The organism is Thiomicrospira microaerophila (assembly GCF_000934765.1).
GTDB classification, from domain to species: domain Bacteria; phylum Pseudomonadota; class Gammaproteobacteria; order Thiomicrospirales; family Thiomicrospiraceae; genus Thiomicrospira; species Thiomicrospira microaerophila.
In genome coordinates, this window is record NZ_JYNN01000023.1 from 20,520 (window position 1) to 43,910 (window position 23,391).

The window sequence follows — 23,391 nt, forward strand, 5'->3', positions numbered from 1 at the left end:
GTAACAGCTGGCTGATGAAGATTGTCTGTGATTTTTAGCCTATCACTTTTTGCTTAAACGCATGAATTGGAACTGGCTTGCTGAATAAGTAGCCTTGAAATATCTCGCACTTAAACCGCGTCAAAAACGCGAGCTGCTCAGGGGTTTCCACGCCTTCGGCGACAATGCTCAAATTAAAATTACGGCCCAAAGTAATAATGGTTTGCACCATCACATTATCCATGTAATCTTCGCCAAGGTCACGTACAAACGATTGATCAATTTTCAGCTGGGATAGCGGCAATTGTTTTAAGTAAGACAATGAGGAATAGCCGGTGCCAAAATCATCCATGGAGAATTGAATACCCAGTAAACGCAGGGCCTTCATTTTAGCAATAGAGTCTTCTTTATTGGCTAAAAACACCCCTTCGGTTAACTCTAGTTTTAGCATGAGCGGGTTGACATCGTAGGCTTTTAATCGTTGTGCAATCGATTCGACAAAATCGGGTTCACGCAATTGTTTTGCACTGATATTGACCGCTAGTTGGATAGTACAGAGTTTGGGGTGGTAGCGCCATTGCGCCAGTTCTTCGCAGGCTCTATCTAACACCCAGTCGCTCAGATCTAAAATAAGTCCAGATTCTTCAGCGAGGGGGATAAACACAGCAGGAGAGATAAAGCCTTTTTCTGGATGCGGCCAGCGTAGCAAGGCCTCGGCACCAATAATACGTTGGTTGATATCCACTTGTGGTTGAAAGTAAAGTTCGAGCTGATTTTGTTCCATGGCTTTACGTAAATCCACCTCGATACTCGCACGGTAATCGAGTGTTTTTTGCATTTCTGGATCAAATAGACAGATTTCATTGCGCCCTGCATTTTTAGCTTGGTACATGGCAAGATCGGTCCATTTCATTAAATCATCAATCGTTTCATCTTGGCCGTTGAAGAGCGAAATACCGATGCTAGCACTGGTGCGATGTTCTATCGCGGGGGCGTTTTCACTATTGAGTAGCAAGTAGGGTTGATTGATCGCTTGACGCATTTTCTCGGCGATAATGCGTGCCTCTTGGGCTGCATGAATCGGATCTTCATCAAGGTCTGTTAGCAGCACCACAAACTCATCTCCGCCAAAACGTGATACCGTGTCACCTGCACGCATACAGCCGCTAATGCGCTTCGCCACCTCGATTAATAGTTGATCGCCGATTTGATGGCCGTGGCTGTCATTTAAAATTTTAAAATGATCTAAGTCGATAAAAAATAATGCGCCATGAAACGGGTGGCGACGCATATGGGCTAGATTGTTCATTAGGCGGTCAATTAATAGCCGACGATTAGGCAGTTGTGTGAGAGGATCATAAAACGCGAGGTTTTGAATTTTTTGTTCAGATTTAATGCGGTCTGAAATATCATGAATAATCGAAAATAAAAAAGTGCGACCGCGCATTTGAATCGGAGAGGAGTGAACCTCTACTTGACGCACTTCGCCCGATCTGAGCTGGTGTGGGAATATAAAATAGTTGCGCGCTTCTTGTTTCGCGCGTTGACGTTCTTGCTCAATTTTTTCTTTCGATAGCGTATTGATTTGATGAATGTTCATCGCTTGCAATTGTTCAATCGTGTAGCCATACAAATCGGCAGCGGCTTCGTTTGCATTGATAATTTCACCGGAGTCTGGATCAATAAAGAGCATCGGCGAGCCATGATGGTCAAACATTTGCTGAAAGCGCTGCTCATTTTCTAACAGCGATTGTGTGCGCCGCGCAACCCGTTGTTCAAGTTGCTGATTGAGTGTTTGTAATTCGTTAATGGCGGTATCTCGTTCGCTTGAGGTTCGGATGAGTTTTTGATTGTTACGAATTAATATACTGACCAATGCACTCAGGAGTAAGCCGATTAAAGTTAAACTCACAAATAAAACAAACGCATAGCGCTGAATCACGTCTCGCCAATCTATGTCTTTGTCAGGTAATAGGTTTAAGCGAATCATAAGGGCTTCAATCGGTGCATAGTTGCCCGGTGGTGTAAAGCCATAAAACTGTCCTTGTTGCGCGGGTGCGCTATCGGCGCTGATATTAAATAGTGCAAGGCTAATCAAGCGGTCAAGGCTTTTGTCACTGTTGATGACCGCGGCAAAAGGCCATTCAGGGTAAAGCTCGGTTGAGTGCACCTGGGGGAAGGGGGTGGGTGTGATCGGATTAATGAGTTTAATTTGAGCCCACTGCAGATGGCCCTCTCTCACCATCGCTTCAAGTATTCCCGTGCGAATAAAACCCGCATCAGCCTGATGGTTTAACACCGCTTTGACCACATTGTCGTGCGGCATGCCCGTAAAAAGGGTATCGTTGATTTGGTAGCCTTGTTTAAACATTTCCCACTGTTGCATCAGATAACCGCCAAAGGATTGATGAAAGGTAGCGGCGATGCGGGCTTTTTCCAGGTCTTTAAGGGTGTTAATGGCATGATTATCCGCGCGCGTAAAGATCACGCCACCAAAATCGGCCACCGGTACGCCTTCTGCAAGCGGCATCAGTGTAGCAAGTGGAGAGAGGCCTGACTGGTATCTTAAAATGGCAAAGTGTTGGGGGTTGGTAAACACATAATCGAGCGTGTTGTTTTCCATCGCACGATTTAAATCGCCATAAAATAAAACCTTCAGTCTTAAACGTTCAGGTCTATTTTGTGTGGCCAGATAGTGATTAATGTGTTCAATGAGGGGTTGCCAGCGTTGTTCAGTTTGTTCAATGGAGCGAAAGGCTAAAACGCCAACGGTGGGTGCGGAAGAGTCAACCGACGGCATTGGCGTCGCTGTTGCCGATACAGCGACTAGACTGTAGATGGACAGCATAAAGCACATAAAGATGTGTAATGGCCTTATAAGCATTATTGTTGGCATTCCTGGTCAGAAAAATATTAACCATTGTGTTTTAATCGAACAGGGGTGTCAAGTAAGACCGCGCGTTTGTTGACTCAAATCAACCAAAAACCAACGCCTATTGTGATCTGCTTGCGGATATAATCTCACGCATCAAACCTAAAATCATGGAGCAACCGCTATGACAAAAGAAACACAGCAACAAACACGCTTTGGTTTGTTAGTAATCGGTGACGAAATTCTATCGAGCAAGCGCCAAGACAGGCATCTTGCGAATTTGAATGCGCTGCTCAAACCTCGCGGTTTGGCGCTGAGTTGGTTTAAGGTGTTGGGTGATGAAGCAGGCTTGTTGGTTGATAGCCTAAAGCAGAGCTTTGCCAGTGGCGATGTGGTTTTTTGTTGCGGTGGAATTGGTGCAACCCCGGATGATCGCACACGCCAAAGTGCGGCGCAAGCCTTGGGGTTGCCGCTGGTACGTCATCCCGAAGCGTTAGCGGAACTCGAAGCGAAATTTGGTGAAGAGGCTTATCCCAATCGCGCCAAGATGGCGGACTTTCCAGCGGGGGCGGCGATTATTCCGAATTTTTTTAATCGCGTGGCGGGCTTTTCGATTCAGCAGCACTATTTTATGCCCGGCTTTCCGCAGATGACCCAGCCGATGATGGAGTGGGTGCTCAATACCTATTATGCCGATTTTAATCAAACCCCACGCATTGAACTCGCGGTGAAGCTGGTGAATGGGGCCGAATCGGCGTGGGTGGATTTTATGGAAGACTTTGAGCGCCAATTTCCCGATTTGCGCTTATTTAGCTTGCCACATATCGCCCCGGATGGACAGCGTTTTATCGAATTAGGTGTCGAAGGCGAGCCAGATCTAGCGCAAACAGGGATGAATCTGATCATGCAAGAAATCCAAAAACGCAACCAGGCCTGGTTGCCCTTAACGGTTCAATCCGTATGACAGACCAGCTTGGGTTTAACCAAAAACATTATGATGTGATTATTATTGGTGCGGGCGCGGCGGGATTAATGTGTGCCGCTCAAGCCGGTTATCGCGCTCGTTCGGTGTTGGTGTTAGATCATGCACCAAAAGCGGCGGCCAAGATTCGGATTTCAGGCGGCGGCAAATGCAACTTCACCAATCTTGATGTCAAGCCTGAGCATTATATTTGTACTAATCCGCATTTTGTAAAATCCGCGCTGGCGCGCTATCCTTCATCCGTGTTTATCGAGTTGGTTGAGCGCCACGGTATAGACTATGAACAACGCGCCCATGGACAATTGTTCACCACGCAGGGTGCCGGGCAGATTATTCAAATGTTGCGAACCGAGGCCGATTGGGCGGGGGTGGAATTAGTGCTGGGTTGTCAAATTCAGCGAGTGAGTGCGCTTGAAGGGGGTTATGCGCTCGCCACTTCGCAGGGCGATGTGTATTGTCAATCGCTGGTCATCGCAACCGGTGGGCTGGCGTATCCGAAGCTCAAAGCATCGAATTTTGGCATGCAGATTGCCCAGCAATTTGGGTTAAATGTGATCAAATCACAACCAGGCCTGGTGCCCTTGGTGTTCAAATCGCCCTGGAAAGAATGGTTTGCTAACCTAGCAGGACTAAGTCTTGAAGTGGAGATGACTTGCCAGGGGAAGGTGTTCCGTGAGGCGATGTTAATTACCCATCAGGGCATCAGTGGACCTGTGGTGTTACAGGTGTCAAATTATTGGCAGCCTGGGCGACCTATTATGATCAACCTGTTTCCGCAGTGTGATGTCTATGCCGAACTGAAACAACTCAAAGCACAAAATCGCCCGCTGGCTAAATGGTTAGCGCAAAAAGTTACCAAAAGTTTCAGCCAGGCCTGGTTGCAAAAATACCCGTTTGATAACGCCTTAGCCACGGCCACAGATCAAGCGTTGCAAGACTATGCGCGCAACCTGACCCATTGGACATTGTACCCAGAGGACACCGCCGGTTACAATAAGGCCGAGGTGTCATTAGGCGGTGTGGATACCGATGCCGTGTCGTCCAAAACCTTCGAAGCACTGCAACAGCCAGGCCTGTATTTTATCGGCGAAGTGCTAGATGTAACCGGCCATCTCGGTGGCTATAATTTCCAATGGGCCTGGGCCAGCGGCCAGGCTTGCGCGCAGGTGGTATAATGTGCCTTGTTTTTATTGACCTGGATAACAAATGAATTTATTGAATTTTGATGTCGCTAATCGGGCGGCGTTTGTTAAAACCCTGCAGACCTTGGTAAAAGAACATCAGCTCAAGCCAGATGAGATTTTTATGAATGTGCTGGAAAGCACGGAAGAGCCACAGATGAACTACTGGATGGCGCGGATTTTAATTGAAGAGTTTGGCGTTGATCCGCAGCAAACGCTGGCGCAAGATGCCGCTGGCGAAGCGGTGAAGCCACTGCAAGCTGCGTGTTTATTGCAAAATATCGGCGTAGCGGCGGCCTTAATTGAATTGCAAGCCTACAAGGGCAGCGTGGTAGAACGTGAATTTCAGCTGGCTGCACGCATCGCCTCCAAGCACGAAGACCAGGCCTTGCTAGGCGTGATGATGAAATATGCCCAAGAACGAGACGAATTAGACTGGTTTATGAAAGCACTACAAGGTGGGGCGTTGCAATAAAGTGTTTTGTAATTATTTAATGTAGGTAGGGTTAATGATTTCTAAACTTTACCTTTAAAAGAAAGGAGAGCGAAAATGGGTACAAAGTTAAAAATGGCGATGGCTTCGTGTTTAGTGTTTGGTGTGTCGCAAGTTCAGGCGTCCAACAATATTCCACATCAGGGTAACAATGCTTATGTTTGGGACTCCTATGGTTCAATCGTTCGCGATCAGTTTGGTGGCTGTGTGCGAACGATTGAATGGACGAAAGAAAAAGCGATTGCACAATGCGAAGGTTGGCCTGAACCAGAGGTGAGGGTTGCAACTCCCGCGCCAGTTGCGGCTCCAATTCCGGTTGTGGCGCCAGCGCCGGTTGCAGCGCCAGCGCCAATGCCCGTTGTGGATCCAGCCCCTGCACCGGTTGCCGAGAAGCTAAGTGTTGAAAGACCGGCTGCTTTTATAGGGTTTTTTGCGACGAAAAGTGATGTGTTATCCAACTTAGATCTCATTAAGTTGGATGCTTATATTGAGTATATGAGCGCTTATCCAACAAGACAGCTAGTCGTTATAGGCCATACCGACAACAGGGGTACAGCCGATTACAATCAGGGCTTATCTGAAAAACGTGCGCTTGCGGTTAAAAACTATATGACTGGAAAAGGGATTTCGGCTGAACGTATTACAACAAAAGGTAAGGGGTTTACTCAACCGATTGCAGATAATTCAACAGCTCAGGGCCGAGCAGATAATCGTCGCGTAGAGTTAACGTTGGTAGACAAAAAATAAGATTGATAGTCAAAAGCTATCAACTTTATTTGAATATTTAATTTTACTAATGATATAAAAATCACTACACTAACCATCAAGCGAGTTAATCAGGTTTTAATGAAAGCCTAGATCGATTTTTATATCAAATTTTACTCTTGTTTAATTTAACCAATGGAGATTACAGATGGCATTACCAAACAAAGAAGGTCAAGCAGTTCCTCAGGTCACTTTCCCAACCCGTCAGAACGGTGAATGGGTTAATGTAACTACCGATGATCTTTTCAAAGGCAAAACGGTCGTTGTGTTTGCACTTCCAGGCGCGTTCACCCCAACCTGTTCTTCAACCCACCTTCCACGTTACAATGAATTAGCACCGGTTTTCTTTGAAAACGGCGTAGACAGCATTGTTTGCTTGTCTGTTAACGATACCTTCGTCATGAACGAATGGGCAAAAGATCAAGAAGCCAACAACGTGATTCTACTGCCTGATGGCAATGGCGAGTTCTCTGAAGGCATGGGGATGTTGGTTGACAAAAACAACCTAGGTTTTGGTAAGCGTTCATGGCGTTATTCCATGCTGGTTAAAGACGGCGTTGTGGCAAAAATGTTCATCGAGCCAGAAGTAGAAGGTGACCCCTTTGAAGTGTCAGATGCCGACACCATGTTGAACTACATCAATGCCAATGCGAAAAAGCCACCGGTTGCGACCATCTTCACAAAAGTAGGTTGCCCATTCTGCGCGAAAGCGAAAGCCGCGCTAGAAGATGCAGGCATCAAGTACGAAGAAATCAAGATCAGCAACAGCGGTTTGACTTCACGTACATTGCGTGCGGTAGCGAATCGTGATACCGTGCCACAAGTGTTCATCGAAGGTAAACACATTGGTGGTTCTGACGACCTAGAAGCCTATTTAAAAGGCTAATCTTAAGCGTTAAGACTGTTAAATTGTGTTAAAAAAGGAGTCGTAAGGCTCCTTTTTTATAAGGCTTGTTGGGTTTGACAACCCATTTGTAAAAAAAACAAAAGACAAACCCAACAGGCTTTCAAATAAAAGGAAATACCCCATGAAATACGATTATGATTTAATAGCTATCGGTGCGGGCAGCGGTGGTTTATCGGTGGTGGAACGTGCAGCCGAATACGGCTACAAATGTGCCGTGGTTGAAGCAAAAAAAATAGGCGGCACCTGTGTCAACATCGGCTGTGTGCCGAAAAAAGTCATGTGGTTTGGCGCCCATATCGCCGAAGCCCTGCGCGATGCACCAGACTTTGGCTTTGACCTCGATGTAAAAGGTTTTTCATGGAGCAAACTAGTCAAACAGCGTGAACAGTATATAAAAAACATCAACACCTGGTACTCAGGCTATATGAAAGACAAGGGCGTTGCCCTACTAGAGGGCTGGGGTAGCTTTGTCGACGCACATACGGTTGAAGTCGATGGCAAGCACTACACCGCCGAAACCATCGTCATCGCACCGGGCGGCACGCCACTGATTCCACAAGAAACCGAAGGCGGCGAACTCGGCATTACCTCAGATGGCTTCTTTGCCCTAACCGAACAACCAAAAAAAGTAGCCGTGATCGGCAGCGGCTATATCGCGGTTGAGTTGGCAGGTGTGTTTCAAGCCTTGGGCACGGAGGTTAGTTTACTGAGCCGAAAGGATTTGGTATTGCGCGGCTTTGATGACATGATCCGCGAAAACCTAACCAATGCGATGATTACAAGCGGTATTCACAAAGAATACCACTTCAGAGTAGCGCGCCTATTTAAAGCCGAAGACGGCACGCTTACCGTTGAAAGCGAAGATGGTCAGCATTTAGAAGGCTTTGATCAAGTAGTTTGGGCCGTAGGGCGCACCAGCTTAATAGAGCCGCTAAAACTAGAAAATGTTGGCATTACCCCGAATGGGCATGGTTATATTGAAGTCGATGACGAGCATCGAACCAACGTACCGAATGTGTTTGCCATCGGCGATGTTACAGGACAGCCTCAGCTTACACCCGTGGCCATCCGCGCAGGTCGTTTCCTTGCAGAGCGCCTATACAATAATAAACCCCATTTAAAGTTAGATTTACATGCTGTACCCACCGTCATTTTCTCGCATCCTCCCGTCGGCACAGTGGGTTTAGCCGAACATGATGCGCGCAAAAAATACGGACATGATAACGTGAAGGTTTATACTTCCGTGTTTACCCCAATGCGCTATGCCTTCACCGAACACCAAATCAAAACCGCGTTGAAGCTAGTGGTGACGGGTGAAGACGAACGTGTTGTCGGTATTCACATAGTCGGTGATGGCGCAGACGAAATGCTACAAGGCTTCGCAGTCGCGGTGCAAATGAACGCCACCAAAGCCGACCTAGACGCCACCATAGCCATTCACCCATCTTCATCCGAAGAACTGGTCACCATGCGCTAAATCGTCCATCACTAAACAGGTTGGCTCCTAGTTTAAGGTAGAGCGCATAAAAGGCTGGCAGGTCTGTACGTCATCCTGCGCGAAGTATCTCGTTCCCACGCTCCCGCGTGGGAATGCAGACTGATAGTGTGTAAAATACATATCTCGTTCCCACGCTCCCGCGTGGGAATGCAGACCGATAGTCATTAAACTACAGGTGTTTTTTAGGCTATTCGATTGCACCCCCCGCATCACGGCGCTCCTCGCCATGATGCATTATCTCGTTCCCACGCTCCCGTGTGGGAATGCAGACCGACAGTGAGTAAAATACATGTGTTTTAGGCTATAAGCATTAGTTATTTGAGGGTAGCTCTTAATTAAACGAGGCTGTGTTGATTTAGCGGAGCATTGGCGATATTCCAGTGCACGGAATTATGCGGGGCAACCGAGTTTGCTCGATGTTGTACGCGCCTGGTAGGTTGGTACTCGTTCCCACGCAGGAGCGTGGGAACGAGTAAATCTGTCGGTGGTATTGGTGGATGGGAAAAAGCTGGCCGAGTTAATGATTGAGCATAATGTCGGTGTGAGCGTGAAAGAGACTTATCAAGTTAAAACCTTGGATTCGGATTATTTTGATGGGTTTTTGGGGTGATGCAGATAGTCTAAAATATCTTATAAGCTATATAGTCTTTAGGTTATAATGAGGTTTATATGTGGCAGGTAGTGACGGTTGATTATTTTGATGATTGGTTTTTATCGCTAAGCTTAGCAGAACAGCAAAGCATTTTGACTGGCATTTTTAAATTGCAAGCGATTGGGCCTTTATTAGGTCGTCCTGATGTGGATACGCTTTCAGGGTTGCAAACGGTTAAAAATTTAAAAGAATTGCGGGTTCAGCATAAAGGTAAACCTTATCGTGTGTTGTTTGCTTTTGACCCTAAGCGTCAAGCGGTTATGTTGTGTGGCGGAGATAAAACCGATGATAAACGTTTTTACGACAGGATGATTCCGATTGCCGAGCGTGAATTTATCGCACATCTTGAAAAACTGGATTAGGAGAAAATCATGGCAAAACCTTTAGCTGATTTATTGCAAAAAATCGATCCGGCAATTGTTGAAGCCGCGCAAAAACAAGCGGAAGAAGATGTTTTGGCGTGGCGTTTGGCCTATTTGCGCGAACAGTTAGCATTATCGCAAGTTGAAATGGCGGAGCGTTTAGGTATTTCTCAGCCTTCAGTAGCGAATTTAGAAAAGCGCGGGCATGAAGTGAAGCTTTCTTCGCTGAAACGCTATGTTGAGGCACTGGGCGGCAAATTGTCTTTAGATGTGCAACTGCCTGATGGGCGGCATATCGGCATTCATGTGTGAGGTGGGTGTAGGTACTTCAAGTCTATAGGGTTCTTAAAAGCGAAAAGCCCCGATGAACCCACCGAGGCTATAACGCCGACTGTACTGGTTCAAAAGATTGCTTCACTCCGTTCGCAGTGACTTGGACTGGTTGGTATGCATGCCCACGCAGGAGCGTGGGAACGAGTAAAAATCACTGTCATTGCGTGGAGCAAAGCCACTCGGCAATCTCTTGCCGATTGTGCATGCCCTTGAGAGATTGCCGCGGCCTTCGGTCTCGTATGACGTGTGATTTTTTGACTTTGCAATGATACAAGTTGGTTTTGCTCGTGGTGTCACTCATTCCTTAACTTGGTAGTGACGCTGTCCAAGCCTGGTCGGGTAGAGGCTGGTTTATTGATAATAAACCAGCCATGCGTCGTAAATTTTGTGGTTTAATAAAAAGCAACGAAACCTTCCCAGGAGCTTTTTATGGCCGAATGGCTGGTGAGTACCGATTTAGATGGCACACTGTTAAATCATCATAGTTATGCGTTTGAGGCTGTATTGCCCGTTGTGGCACGGCTTAAAGAGGCGGGTGTGCCGCTGCTTCTCAATTCAAGTAAAACCCTCGCAGAATTGCGCGCTTGGCGCGAGACATTTCATCTTAGTGATCCTATTATTGCTGAAAACGGCGGCATTGTTGCGCAGTCGACGCAGTCCGTTCGTTATCTTGGCACTGCTCGAACGCACATTTTGTCGCTGATTCATGCATGGCGGGCGCAGAAGGGTTGGCTGTTTGAAGGCTTTGCGGATTGGACGCTTGAGCAGGTAATAGAGCAAACCGGTTTGGACCCTCAAGCCGCGCAAGCATCAATGCAGCGTGATGTGACCGAGCCGATTATTTGGCTGGGTTCACCACCAGGCCTGGTTGAGTTTCAGGCGTTTTTAGCTCAAAACCAATTGCAACTGCAAAAAGGCGGGCGCTTTTATCATGTGATGGCGCCGCATGATAAAGCCAGCGCACTTAAACAGCTTCAGCCCGATTACCCGAATAGAAAAATTCTTGCGTTAGGCGATGGTGGTAACGACCGTGCGATGTTGGCGATGGCCGATATTGCGGTGGTGATGCCCAATGCACAGGGTGATTATCTTCAACTCGAACCTCAAAACAACCCGCAGATTATTTATCACGCACCACAGCAGGCACCCGTAGGCTGGGCGCAGGCGGTTAGCCATTTCATTTTTCAGGAGGCTTTATGAGCGATTTTTTTCAAAACGGTACAGTAACCACTTTTCATAACCTAACGCGACGACCACTGAATGAGCTGGAGTGGGATTTGGTTAATTTTTCGCGTCAAAAACCCATGGGGTTGATTTTGCCTTCGTTGTTCAGCGAGTTAGAAGGCGAGGCGTTAACAGGTATTTTAAATGAACTGGAAAAGGTGCCTTATTTATCCGAAATTGTAATAGGGTTAGATCGTGCCGATAAAGCGCAATTTGATTATGCTAAAAAGTTTTTTTCACGTTTGCCTCAACCGCATAAAATCCTCTGGAACGATGGCCCTCGGATGCAGGAAGTAATGCGCCCATTGCTAGAGCGGGGTTTAGCGCCGACCGAGCCGGGTAAAGGTAAAAATGTATGGGGGTGTTTTGGGTATGTGCTGGCGTCTAAGCAAGCGCAGGTAGTGGCGTTGCATGATTGCGATATTTTAACCTACGAGCGACAAATGTTGGCGCGTTTGTTGTATCCGGTCGCCCATCCCACCTTTAATTTTGCGTTTTCCAAGGGCTATTATGCCAGGTACGCGGAGGGCAAAATGAACGGCCGTGTGGCACGGCTATTGGTCACGCCCTTGTTACGCGCTTTAGAAACGGTGTGTGGCAATGACGAGTTGCTGAGTTATTTAGATTCATTTCGCTATCCATTGGCGGGGGAGTTTGCGCTGGATGTGAATGCCCTGCAAGACGTGCGTATTCCAGGTGATTGGGGTTTGGAAATTGGTATTCTGGCCGAAATTCGCCGCAATTTTTCAACCCGTCGGGTGTGTCAGGTGGAGGTGGCTGACCGTTATGACCATAAGCACCAAACGGTGTCATTTGACGATGCCAATGCGGGCTTATCCCGCATGAGTCAAGACATCGCCAAATCCCTCTTCCGTAAACTGGCGACCCGTGGTCATCAGTTTTCACGCGCCACCTTGCGCAGTGTGCGCGCCGTTTATTACCGCACCGCACTGGATCAGCTTGAGTCCTATGCGTTTGATGCTGAAATGAATGGCTTAACCCTTGATCGTCATCAAGAGGAGCGGGTGGTGGAGTTATTTGCCGATAATATTTCGCTGGCGGGTGATGCGTTTATCAATATGGATGATGAGCGCCCGTTTGTGCCGAACTGGAACCGCATTGCCAGTGCGTTTCCTGATATTTTCGAGGAGCTCAAGCAGGCGGTTGAACTCGATAATGCCTAACTTTAAAAAGATTCCGGCCTTCGCCGGAATGAAAAAAAATAATCCGTCATTGCGAGCGTAGCGCGGCAATCTGTTGAGGGCGTGCGCAGTTTGTAAGAGATTGCCACGGCCTTTGGCCTCGCAATGACGAGTGGTTTTTTAGCTGCGCAATGACGTGTGGTTTTTTTGGCGGCGCGCTGTCCTGACAGGGTGAAAGTGCTTTTTTAAAATTAGATCAGCAGGGGGTAAATAAAATGAGCGAACAAATTTTTGAGAGAATTAAACAGCGCCTGCTGAAACTCTACCCGTTAGAGCAGGCTAAAGACACCTATCAAGAGCTTAATCGATTGATTCAAATTTGCGGCATCGAGCCGCATAAAAATCAAGCCTTGTGGAGTCAAGAGGATGTGGTGTTGATTACCTATGGCGACAGCCTGCAAAACCACGATCAGGGCGAAGTGCCACTTAAAACCCTGCACCATTTTTTTCAAAACCAGGTAAAGGATGCGATTAATACCGTGCATATTTTGCCGTTTTTTCCCTATAGCTCCGATGATGGCTTTTCGGTGATTGATTATGTCAAGGTGGACCCGGATTTAGGTGATTGGTGTGATGTCGCGGCGATTACACAAGACTATCGGCTAATGACCGATTTGGTGATTAATCATATCTCGCGTGAAAGCCTTTGGTTTACCGATTACAAAGCGGATGTCGCGCCGTTCAATCAATTTTTTATCGAAATGGAGCGGGATGCTGATGTGTCTCAAGTCACGCGACCGCGAAACTCGCCCTTGTTAGTGCCGGCCTATACCCATCGGGGGCGCAAATATGTTTGGGCGACCTTTAGTGCCGATCAAATTGATTTGAACTTTGAAAACCCCGCCGTGCTGATCAAAATGATCGAAGTGCTGTTGTTTTATATTAAACAAAAAACCCATATCCTGCGGTTGGATGCAATCGCGTTTTTGTGGAAACAGCTCGGTACTAGCTGTGTGCATTTGCCTCAAACCCATGAAGTGGTCAAGCTGATTCGTGATGTGTTTGAGCTGGTTAGCCCGAATGCGCTGGTGTTAACCGAAACCAATGTGCCGCACCATGAAAACCTATCCTATTTTGGTGAGGGGGACGAAGCGCACATGGTGTATCAATTTAGTCTTGCGCCGCTGGTACTGCACGCGCTCTATCGCTCAAATGGCGAATACCTCACGCGTTGGGCGCAACAACTCCAGCCCCCAGCGCCCGGCTGCAGCTTTTTAAACTTTACCGCTTCGCATGACGGCATAGGTTTGCGCCCGGTAGAAGGCATCTTGCCTGAAGCCGAAATCCAAGAACTGATTGCCGGTATGCATCGTCAAGGCGGCTATGTCTCGATGCGCAGCAAGCCAGATGGCAGCGAATCGCCCTATGAAATTAATATTGCGCTGTTTAGTGCATTCCGCGAGATCTCCGGTTCGCTTGACCCAGACCAATGGCAGGTTGAACGCTTTATTTGTTCGCAAATGATTATGCTGACCCTGCAAGGTATTCCTGCGCTCTATATTCATAGCCTGCTTGCCACCGTCAATGACCAAACCGGTGTCGAGCGCACAGGGCGCACGCGTTCGATTAATCGACGCAAATGGGAAATGAATCAACTTCAACCACTATTGGATGCTGCAAACAGCCCGAATTCACGGGTGCTAACGCGGCTATTGCAAGTGTTAAAAAAGCGCAAAAAACACAAGGCGTTTCATCCCGATACCGCTCAGAAGGTACTCGATTGTGGTGCGGATTTTTTTGTGGTTTGGCGTGGTTTGGATCAACTCGATTTTCCGTTGCTGGCGGTGTTTAACCTAACCAATCAAATTAAAACCCTGGATGGGCATGTTGAACAGGCCAGCGAGATTCATCAAGACTGGGTTGACCTGCTGGAGAAAAAAACCTATTCGCTCAATCAACAGCCACTCAGCCTGCAACCCTACCAAGTGCTATGGCTCATGCCCGCAACCGTCGATAACGTCAGCCCGCTTTGGGCCATGCAAACGGACTAAGTCAGGGTATTTTGAGTCCGACAGGCTCCCAGCCTCGCTAATTGCCCTGTCACCCTGCGCGAAGTCGCAGGGTCTATTGCCGCCAGCGGCTGGATCCAGGGACTTCGCGCAGGATGACGGCTCTGGGTAAAAAAAATGGGGCATTGCGAGGCCGAAGGCCGTGGCAATCTCTGGCAGACTGAGCGCGTCTATTTTTAGATTGTAATACTTTCTCAATACTGTTGTTTTTTTGTGGCTTTAGAATGGCGTCATTCTTTTTAATGATGCATTTTAATGGAGCACAATGATGACCTCACGTTCAAAACTTAATATTGCCATTTTATCTTTAATAGCTAGCGGGGCGGTTTCGGCTAATAGTCAATTGCTGCCGATTGAGGTTGAGGCCGATGCGCCTAGTGCTAACAGTCAGTCTACCGAAGTGTTGCTTGAGTCTTCGGGGAATACCGAGTCGGGTGCGATTTTGCGCCAGTTTTCTGGGGTTGAGGCTCAGCGTATGGGTGGGCATGGTTTGGATGTGTTGATTCGCGGTCAAGGTCAATCAGCGGTGACTGTTTTGATTGATGGGGGCAAGATAGAAGGCGGCTGCCCGAATCGGATGGATCCGCCGACCTCTTATTCAGAGATATCCAGCTTTGATAGCATCACCGTCATCAAGGGTGTCCAATCTTTGCAGTATGGTGTTGGCGGCACGGGAGGCACGGTTTTGCTGGAGCGAGAAAAGCCCACGTTTGACGCAGCGAAGGCTTATCAAGGCAAAGTACATGCGGCCACCAATTCGAATGGTTTGACTCAAGATATCGGTACGGATGTAGCGGCGGGCGGGGATCAGGGGTATGTTCGCTTGCAAGCGGCCTATAAGGATGCGCAAAGTTATAAGGACGGCAACGGTGACACGGTGCGCTCAAGCTATCAAACCACTCAGGGACATATTGATTTGGGCTGGACACCTTCGGAGGATCATCATCTTAAACTGTCGCATGAAATAGCGAATACCGCCGATGCCCTATTTCAAGGCGCAGGGATGGACGCACCAAAGTCGGATGGCAGCATGACTCGCTTGCGTTATCAAGGGCAAAACTTTACCGGGCCCGTGAATGCGGTGGATCTGCAGGTTTATCGCTCAGAAGTGGCGCATGTGATGGATAATTTTAGTTTGCGTCCGAGTGGTGCAATGAGGAGTGAAGTGCCCTCTGATGTCACTACGCAAGGCGGAAAATTAAAACTCACGTCTCAATTTAGTGCAACCCAACTTGATTATGGTTTCATGTTACAGGCGGTTGAAAAACAAGCGACACTGTTTAACCGCGTTAATAATCAGTCACAATTTTTAATGTGGCCGAACACCTCCACCGAACAGAACAGCCTGTTTGTGGAGGCGAATACCGCGCTTTCAGCCAGTCAAAATGTGATTTATGGCTTGCGCGTGGACAGTGTGAGCGCCGAAGCGAAAGAGGCGAATAAAGCACCGGATAATAATATGGGCAACCGTGAACCTGTTAACCTTTATGCCGCCGCCTATAGTGGTTACTCAGGAAATACAAAAATCACCGAAACCAACTGGAACGGCCTGGTACGTTATCAACAGCAACTTAACAATACACTCGATTGGTTTGGTGGGTTAAGTCTAACCACGCGCACCGCTGATGAAACCGAGCGTTTTATGGCGCGGGCGGATTGGACGGGTAATCCAGATTTAAAACCCGAAAAACATCTACAACTGGATCTCGGCTTAAACCACACCAGCCAAAACCTAAACTGGTCAGCGAATGCCTATTTTGATCGGGTTTCTGATTATATTTTGCGTGATTTGGCTAAAAACCAAGCAAGTGCGAATGCAAGACCTGTTGGCATGGCTCCAAATACAAATACATCAGGCATTAACAATATCTACGTCAATATCGACGCTCAAATCTATGGCGCCGAATTCGATATGGATTATCGTCTCAACCAGGCCTGGTTATTAAGTGGTCAACTCGCCTACACGCAAGGCAAGAATACAACAGATAATCGCCGCTTGAGTAATATCGCGCCGCTAAACGCTCAGTTTAGCGCGCAGTATGTCCAAAGCAACTGGTACGCCGCCGCGCGCGCCAACCTAGCGACCCAGCAAACCCAAGTGAATAGCGCGTATGGTGAACCTGAAACCGCCGCTTGGCAAACCTTGGATGTCTATGGCGGCTATCAAATTAACAAAACCTTTATGCTGCAAGCGGGCGTGGATAACTTAACGGACAAAGCCTACTTTAACCATGTAAACCGTACCGACCCAACAACCGGCCATGTGTTTAAAGTTATGGAACCTGGCCGCAACATTTGGGCGCGAGTAGAAGCCAAATTCTAAGGAACGTGAAGTGAAAAACAACAGATTAGGAGAAAAGAAGTGTGCATACGTTAGCGTTCAACGTGGGAGCGAGATCTGGTTGTAAGTTGTTGATTTATTATTTACTTAAGATGCGTTTGCCCTGGGCATTCCACCGCGACATAGCTGGCTGCGAGTAACGCAATGCCAAAGGGGGGGGTAAGCCTAGCAGCGTCATATCAACCCAAACCAACTCTTTACCCTAATGGTAGGCCAACCGGAGTAAGTTAAAATCAATGCTATTGACTATAGAAATGAAGATAACTCACCACCAGGCCTGGTTGCCGATGTTCTCAGTGGCAACAATGAAAGACGAAGGTGGTGTAAAACGGATGAGTTGTTTTATTTTTATGCTTGCCTGAGTTAAACTAATAAGAAAAATTGAGATTATTGATATGTCTGAACAAGTGCAATTAGAGCATGAAATTGGTTGGTATAAGGTGGTTTTTGCTGTGCTTGCTGCCATAGATGTATCGTTGCTAGCCTGGTTTGCTAAAAACTATGATTCGCAAAATGCTGTATTGTTGTTCGCTTGTTTTGTGGCTATTTTGTTTGTATCTGCTGGTATTGCGTTGATCAATAACAATGTATTTAAATGCCTGAAAAGGCTGAAGGAATTATGATGGAATATTTAGTTGTAATTGCGCTGTTTGCGTTTATTTTTAGCTTGATGTACGTGGTGTATAAGTCTTACCATCAAGAGTAGCGAATTTAAATATTCGGGTAAAGGCAAGAAATATCGCGTTGCGAGGAGCCTAGCGACGCGGCAATTTCCAGCCTACCGCGTACACCCCGTCATTCCGGCGTAGGCCGGAATCTCACACCGCTGGTACACAGCCTAAAGAAATTTGGCCTGCACCCTTGGGAGATTGCCGCGTCGCTGCGCGCCTCGCAATGACATTTTTTTCTTAACTTAATGGCATTGGATAAATAGGTGAAAAAATGAAACGATTAACAGCGGGTATATTGGGAAGTCTGGTTAGTTTTTCAGTATTGGCGGATGAAATCACTTATCGTGAGCATATTCAGCCCTTATGGCAGTCAAGTTGTGCCGCTTGTCATGGTGCCAATGCGCCTTATTTGGGGGCGTTTGACGAAAACGAAGACAAGTATGTAAAACAAAACCTCGGGCCTCGGATGGATACCTATGCCGATCTATTGATGTTTGTCGCTTGGCCAGATACGGGGGCGCTGATGCGTCGGTTGGATGATGGCCAAAACACACCAGATGGCAAACCAGGCAACATGTATCAATACTTGGGTAGCAATGAAACCCAACGTCAGCAAAATCTTGATTTATTTAAGGCATGGGTGGGCGAAGAGGCTTGGACGCTTAAACGAAAAAAAGACATCACCAAAGAAGAGTTAATGGCGATTAAAGCCGAATATTAATCCGACGTTTAGTGATATTTCACAAATTAAATCAACCAGGCCTGGTTGCCCAGGCTGGTTTTTTAGTGCTATAAATTACAAAATCCGTGCGCGGACGTTTTTGCCTTTTAGTTTCTCGCTGCTTAGGTGTTTAAGCGCGAGTTTGGCAATCGCGCGTTCCACCGCGACATAGCTGCGCATGTCGGTGATTTTGATTTTGCCGATCTGCTCGCCGGTGATCAGCGGATTGGCGGTCAGTGCGCCTAGAATGTCACCGGGGCGTAGTTTTATTTTTTTGCCGCCATCAAGTTGCAAGGTAACCATTTTGGCTTGCAGGGGTGTTTGTTTCAAAATACTTAAATCCGGTAGGGGTTCCGCTTTGATCTCTTGATCGAGATACTCACTCAACACCGCCACCTTATAGCTTTCTTTGTCGCTGATTAAGCTGGCGGCGAGCCCTTTGCTACCGGCGCGTCCGGTACGGCCAATGCGATGAACATGGACTTCAGGGTCGTGGGCTAGGTGAAAGTTAATCACCGCATCGAGCGCATCAATATCCAAACCCCGTGCCGCAACATCGGTGGCGACGAGCACCGCAATGCTTTTATTGGCAAATTGAATCAGGGTTTGATCTCGCTCACGCTGTTCTAAATCACCGTGTAACGCTTCCACATCAAAGCCGACCTTATGCAAAGCATCCGCCACCATTTGGGCATCTTTTTTGGTGTTGCAAAACACCACGCTGGATTCAGGGCGATGCTTAAGTAGCAATAAACGTAACGCAGTAAGGCGTTGTTCAGGCGTGTCAACCTGATAAAAATGCTGGGCGATGCTGGCATGGTCATGTTGCGATTCAACTTGAATGCGCAGGGGTGTTTGCATAATCCGCTCGCTGATTTGTTCAATCTGGCTCGGAAAGGTGGCACTAAATAACAGGGTTTGGCGCGGGCTGGGTACGGTTTCCATAATCGCATCAATCGCTGGCTGAAAGCCCATATCCAGCATCCGATCCGCTTCGTCGAGTACCAACACCTTGAGGTCATCAAGCTTAAGCGTTTGTTTACGCAGGTGTTCTTCAATCCGTCCCGGTGTGCCGACTATCACATGCGCCCCTTGTTGCAATGAGCTGAGTTGTGCGCCCATGTTCATCCCGCCACATAGCGTCATGACTTTAATGTTCGGCAGGCGACGCGCAAGACGGCGAATTTCGTCGGCCACTTGATCGGCCAATTCGCGGGTCGGGCAGAGTACCATCGCTTGAATGTTGAAGTTTTTACTATCCAGCTGATTGAGTAAGCCTAAACCAAATGCCGCGGTTTTGCCCGAGCCGGTTTTACCCTGGGCAATGACGTCTTGGCCCGCCAGAATCGGTGGCAAGCTTTGCGCCTGAATTTCAGTTTGCTGATGATAACCCAAGGTCTCAAGGTTGCTGAGCAGGTCGGGATGAAGGTTTAAGGTGGAAAATGAAAGTAGATTGCTCAAAGGCTTGTCCTGTGTGTAATAAGGTGTCTTGTGGATCAACGGCTATAAAAGTCCATCGAATGGGTTGCGTGTTAATGGGGTCTGAAAGGGGTTTCAAAACATCTTGTCCACGCTGTTTGGTATCTGAAGACTAAAAATACATGCTAACTATATCACAAAAACAAACATTTTTGTTTTAAAACAAAGGTTTATATTTTTTGAAGCGGAGGAGGTAACGGCTAAATAACCGTGGTGTTGGTAACCTGACCTGGTTGGCTATAGGCGCTATCAAAAGCGAGAAAGTTGTTGAATGACATCACTGGGTAGTAAGCTGGCTTCAGATTGCGTTTCTATGCAGCGATCAGCGGCTCGCGCATGAATTTCAACACCGAGTCGTGCGGCATCGAACAGGCTTAACCCCTGTGCAATATAACCAGCAATCAGCCCTGTTAGCACATCGCCCATGCCACCTGTCGCCATGCCAGGGTTGCCCGCTTGGCAAAGCGCAAGCTGTTCACCGTCATAAATCAGCGTTCCTGTGCCTTTTAACACAATCACGCCACCATAGCGCTTGTGTAGGGCGTGAATGGCCGCCATACGGTCTTGCTGGATAGCTTGTGTCGATTTCTCTAACAGGCGTGCGGCTTCGGCAGGGTGGGGGGTTAAAACCCAGCGCTCATAATGAAATGGGTCGAGCGCCAAACAGTTAAGCGCATCCGCATCCAGCACCATCGGTTGATCGAGTTTGCAGGTTGCTTCATACAGTTGCCATGCCCAGTTATCCTGTCCCAGCCCTGGACCGATTCCAATAGCCGTCGCACGGGATGCGAGCTGCGCAAAGTCTTTAGTGGGGTAGCACATCAATTCGGGTTGCATTTGGGTCAATGCAACAAGGTGTTCTTCGCGGCTAATGATTTTAACCAGGCCAGTGCCAGCGCGCAAGCAAGCGCGCCCTGCCAGGGCAATCGCACCCAGCATGTGTTTATTGCCACCGATGAGTAGGGCTTGACCATAGCTGCCTTTGTGGGTGTTTTTGATGCGTTTTAGTGAGGGTAGCGCAGTGGCTTGCCAGCAGGTCGCCGTCGGCGGTATCGCTGTCAGGCGTTCGGTAGATAAATCTAGCGTATTGAGTAATACCTTGCCGCTAAAGTCCGGGCCATAATTTTGAAATAACCCGATTTTGTGCACGATAAAACTGGTGGTGATGTCGGCTTTTACAGCGCTGCCCAGAATATGGCCGCTATTGGCATCCAGGCCCGAAGGGATGTCAAGTGCAAGTACAGGTTTCGCTGCGTGGTTGATGGCATTAATCGCCTCACTAAACGGTGATTCAATCGGGCGGTTTAAGCCGATACCGAATAAACCATCTACAATCAGGTCGGCTTGTGAGAGGCCTTCTTGTGTGAGTGTTTGGGGGAAAAGACCGACAGCGCCAGCCTCTAATCGCGCTTTAGCCGCGTCACCCAGCAAAGGCATTGGCCCCACTTGATAAAGGTGGGGGGCTAATCCAGCCTGTTGCGCGAGTTTGGCTAGCGCATAGCCGTCACCACCGTTATGGCCAGTGCCGCAAATAATTGCCATCTGTTTGGCTTTTGGCCAGTAAGTTTGTATCACGTCCAGGGCAAAAGCCGCGGCTTGGTGTATTAATTCAAGGCCGCTTAGCTTGTCTTGTTCGATAGCCTGTTGATCAATCAGTTGAGCCTGCTGGCGCGTATAGAGTTTGAGCATTGGTGCGCTAGTTCCATAAAACTAAAAGTTTATTGTAAAACAACCAGGCCTGGTTGGCTAACGTATGCACACTTCTTTTCTCGTTCCCACGCTGTGCGTGGGAATGCCAGCCCATTCGAGACAGTAACGAGTAAATTAAACTGATTGTGTAACTTTTTAGTACTGTAAAATACCAGAAATTCTATTGTGCACACCAGCAACAGCGCTCCCACGCACAGCGTGGGAGCGAGTTATAAGTTTGTGAAATATGCGGGCTATGCCTGGTTGTGGAGGTGGATTTAGACATAAAAAAACCAGCACAAGGCTGGTCTTTTAAACAGGCATAAACCGAAATAATAAATTATTTGATTTTGGCTTCTTTGAACATCACGTGTTTACGAACCACTGGATCGTATTTTTTGATTTCAAACTTGCCGGCCATGGTGCGTTTGTTTTTATCAGTGGTATAGAAATAACCTGTACCTGCTGATGAGACTAACTTAATTTTATCGCGCATAATCGTCTCCTAATTAAACCTTCTCACCACGTGCACGCATCTCTGCTAGCACAACTTCAATTCCGTTCTTGTCGATGGTACGCATACCAGCTGGTGTAAGACGTATTTTTACAAAACGGCTTTCGGATTCAATCCAAAAACGGTGTGTTTGTAAATTTGGCAAAAAACGGCGACGTGTTTTACGGTGAGAGTGGGAAACATTGTTACCGACAGCAGGGCGTTTTCCTGTGACTTGGCAAACTTTAGACATCTCTCAATCCCCTATTCAATCATTAAAGATGGAAAACTTAAGAACCGGCTTACAAAAGCCCGTTCAAGAATTCTAATTACGGTAAACATTCATTTACCCAAAAACAAGAAGACGGAATTATCCATAAATAAGCCGGTTATTGCAAGTCTTATTTTTTAAATTTGCCCAGCTTGTGCCATTGAGTGCCAACGACCGTGGTCGCCAAGGATGATGTGATCGAGTAATCGCACCTCAACAAGGCTTAAAGCTTGCTTGATGATATCCGTGATTTGATGATCAGATTGACTGGGGTTGGGTAGGCCTGAAGGGTGGTTGTGGCTGATAATCATCGCGGCGGCATTGTGTTTGAGTGCAAGTTTCACGATTTCTCGCGGATGCACACTTGCTTGGTTGACGGTGCCGTAAAATAAAATTTCAAAATGTATCATTCGGTGCTGTTGATCCAGTAGGATACAGGCAAACTGTTCACGCTCACTGTGTCCAATGTGCTGTGAAAAATAGCGCGCAGAGAGCTCGGGTGCGTTAAATAACTCGCCTTTTTTAAGGCCAGTTTCAAAGTGGCGGCGAGCCATTTCGAGCACCGCGTTCATTTGAGCAAATTTGGCGAGTCCTAAGCCTTTTGCTTGGCAAAAATCTTCTTGAGTGGCGCTGAGTAAACTATGCAGGTCGCCGAAATGATCGAGCAGATCTTGTGCGAGTTCCACCGCACTTTTGCCCTTAACACCGACACGTAAGAAGATAGCTAGTAACTCCGCATCGGTTAAACTTTGTGCACCAAAACTCATTAGTTTTTCACGGGGGCGGTCATGTTGATGCCAGTCGCGAATTGACATGTTAACGTGCCCTGGCTTGTGCTGCTTGCGCTTTTTTGAGACGCTGCTGTTTAATCAGTAGAGCGGTTTTAACTACTTTGGCAAAAACAGAGTATTTGTTTTCAACCGTTTTATAGAGCGTAACAGGATTGCCATGTGGCTGTTGAAATGCGTCTTGCGCGATCTCCAGCCACTTGTCTAACTCTTGGTTAGTAAAGTAGTTATTGATCTCAAAATAAGACAGCTTGGTAAGAATAACCGCACGGATTATTTTGTCCCACTCTATTTGAGTGATATTGGGGTATTTTTTGGTGTAAAAACCGCTTACCCCTTGAGCTTGGTAGTTTAAGAACTTTTTCAAGGTGTCGTGTGTTAGCATATCTTCTGCTGCACTACGGGCCGATAGGCTCAAATTATCAAGAAACTGAGATTCAACCTGGTGATTCGTACCTGGCATGACTAATAATCCTGCA

At 47.4% G+C, this 23,391-nt stretch carries 21 protein-coding genes; 14 read left to right on the forward strand and 7 right to left on the reverse strand.

The window, feature by feature from the left end; translation table 11 throughout:
* Positions 1 to 34 precede the first annotated feature (34 nt).
* Complete coding sequence (locus tag NA59_RS14355; protein ID WP_198401082.1) at positions 35 to 2,827, reverse strand: EAL domain-containing protein; 2,793 nt, start codon at positions 2,825 to 2,827, stop codon at positions 35 to 37.
* A gap of 208 nt (positions 2,828 to 3,035) precedes the next feature.
* On the opposite strand from NA59_RS14355, the gene NA59_RS08640 reads away from it, so the two are divergent.
* The 14 genes from NA59_RS08640 (at position 3,036) to NA59_RS08705 (ending at position 18,192) form a co-directional block, all read left to right on the forward strand.
* On the forward strand, positions 3,036 to 3,815 hold the full coding sequence (locus NA59_RS08640; RefSeq protein WP_044411052.1) for a competence/damage-inducible protein A: 780 nt from the start codon (positions 3,036 to 3,038) through the stop codon (positions 3,813 to 3,815).
* Positions 3,812 to 5,008, forward strand: coding sequence for a BaiN/RdsA family NAD(P)/FAD-dependent oxidoreductase (locus NA59_RS08645; RefSeq protein WP_044411053.1), 1,197 nt, complete (start codon positions 3,812 to 3,814; stop codon positions 5,006 to 5,008). Before NA59_RS08640 ends, NA59_RS08645 begins: the two co-directional genes overlap by 4 nt.
* A 31-nt stretch (positions 5,009 to 5,039) precedes the next feature.
* Positions 5,040 to 5,489 (forward strand): hypothetical protein, encoded by a 450-nt coding sequence (locus NA59_RS08650; protein WP_044411056.1) that lies wholly within the window; start codon positions 5,040 to 5,042, stop codon positions 5,487 to 5,489.
* A gap of 75 nt (positions 5,490 to 5,564) precedes the next feature.
* Positions 5,565 to 6,254, forward strand: a complete 690-nt coding sequence (locus tag NA59_RS08655; RefSeq protein WP_052501566.1) for an OmpA family protein — start codon at positions 5,565 to 5,567, stop codon at positions 6,252 to 6,254.
* Positions 6,255 to 6,420: 166 nt separating this feature from the next.
* The gene (locus tag NA59_RS15705; RefSeq protein WP_044411059.1) at positions 6,421 to 7,158 is read left to right on the forward strand and encodes a glutathione peroxidase; all 738 of its coding nucleotides are present in this window, start codon (positions 6,421 to 6,423) and stop codon (positions 7,156 to 7,158) included.
* 142 nt (positions 7,159 to 7,300) lie between these two features.
* Positions 7,301 to 8,656: a glutathione-disulfide reductase gene (gene gorA / locus NA59_RS08665; RefSeq protein WP_044411061.1), complete on the forward strand. Its 1,356-nt coding sequence runs from the start codon at positions 7,301 to 7,303 to the stop codon at positions 8,654 to 8,656.
* Between the two features lie 690 nt (positions 8,657 to 9,346).
* Positions 9,347 to 9,691 (forward strand): type II toxin-antitoxin system RelE/ParE family toxin, encoded by a 345-nt coding sequence (locus tag NA59_RS08670; RefSeq protein WP_044411064.1) that lies wholly within the window; start codon positions 9,347 to 9,349, stop codon positions 9,689 to 9,691.
* A gap of 9 nt (positions 9,692 to 9,700) precedes the next feature.
* A complete protein-coding gene (locus NA59_RS08675) occupies positions 9,701 to 10,003 on the forward strand; it encodes a helix-turn-helix domain-containing protein (RefSeq protein WP_044411067.1) in 303 nt (100 codons plus the stop codon).
* 450 nt (positions 10,004 to 10,453) lie between these two features.
* Entirely contained in the window at positions 10,454 to 11,224 is a 771-nt protein-coding gene (locus tag NA59_RS08680; protein WP_044411069.1) for an HAD-IIB family hydrolase, read from the forward strand.
* Entirely contained in the window at positions 11,221 to 12,432 is a 1,212-nt protein-coding gene (locus NA59_RS08685) for a glycosyltransferase family protein (RefSeq protein ID WP_044411070.1), read from the forward strand. Before NA59_RS08680 ends, NA59_RS08685 begins: the two co-directional genes overlap by 4 nt.
* A 233-nt stretch (positions 12,433 to 12,665) precedes the next feature.
* Entirely contained in the window at positions 12,666 to 14,441 is a 1,776-nt protein-coding gene (locus NA59_RS08690; protein ID WP_044411071.1) for a sugar phosphorylase, read from the forward strand.
* A 286-nt stretch (positions 14,442 to 14,727) separates the two neighbouring features.
* Complete coding sequence (locus tag NA59_RS08695; RefSeq protein ID WP_044411073.1) at positions 14,728 to 16,782, forward strand: TonB-dependent receptor domain-containing protein; 2,055 nt, start codon at positions 14,728 to 14,730, stop codon at positions 16,780 to 16,782.
* Positions 16,783 to 17,195: 413 nt separating this feature from the next.
* Positions 17,196 to 17,423 (forward strand): hypothetical protein, encoded by a 228-nt coding sequence (locus NA59_RS08700; RefSeq protein ID WP_044411075.1) that lies wholly within the window; start codon positions 17,196 to 17,198, stop codon positions 17,421 to 17,423.
* Between the two features lie 319 nt (positions 17,424 to 17,742).
* Positions 17,743 to 18,192: a hypothetical protein gene (locus NA59_RS08705; protein WP_044411077.1), complete on the forward strand. Its 450-nt coding sequence runs from the start codon at positions 17,743 to 17,745 to the stop codon at positions 18,190 to 18,192.
* A 75-nt stretch (positions 18,193 to 18,267) separates the two neighbouring features.
* On the opposite strand, the gene dbpA is transcribed toward NA59_RS08705, so the two are convergent.
* The 6 genes from dbpA to NA59_RS08735 form a co-directional block, all read right to left on the reverse strand.
* The gene (gene dbpA, locus NA59_RS08710; protein ID WP_044411080.1) at positions 18,268 to 19,653 is read right to left on the reverse strand and encodes an ATP-dependent RNA helicase DbpA; all 1,386 of its coding nucleotides are present in this window, start codon (positions 19,651 to 19,653) and stop codon (positions 18,268 to 18,270) included.
* 267 nt (positions 19,654 to 19,920) lie between these two features.
* Positions 19,921 to 21,360, reverse strand: a complete 1,440-nt coding sequence (locus NA59_RS08715; RefSeq protein WP_044411083.1) for a bifunctional ADP-dependent NAD(P)H-hydrate dehydratase/NAD(P)H-hydrate epimerase — start codon at positions 21,358 to 21,360, stop codon at positions 19,921 to 19,923.
* Between the two features lie 340 nt (positions 21,361 to 21,700).
* A complete protein-coding gene (gene rpmG / locus NA59_RS08720) occupies positions 21,701 to 21,856 on the reverse strand; it encodes a 50S ribosomal protein L33 (protein ID WP_006459786.1) in 156 nt (51 codons plus the stop codon).
* A 13-nt stretch (positions 21,857 to 21,869) separates the two neighbouring features.
* On the reverse strand, positions 21,870 to 22,106 hold the full coding sequence (gene rpmB, locus NA59_RS08725; protein WP_044411097.1) for a 50S ribosomal protein L28: 237 nt from the start codon (positions 22,104 to 22,106) through the stop codon (positions 21,870 to 21,872).
* 155 nt (positions 22,107 to 22,261) lie between these two features.
* A complete protein-coding gene (gene radC / locus NA59_RS08730) occupies positions 22,262 to 22,939 on the reverse strand; it encodes a RadC family protein (protein ID WP_044411100.1) in 678 nt (225 codons plus the stop codon).
* Between the two features lies 1 nt (position 22,940).
* Positions 22,941 to 23,375 (reverse strand): hypothetical protein, encoded by a 435-nt coding sequence (locus NA59_RS08735; protein ID WP_044411102.1) that lies wholly within the window; start codon positions 23,373 to 23,375, stop codon positions 22,941 to 22,943.
* Positions 23,376 to 23,391: the final 16 nt, after the last annotated feature.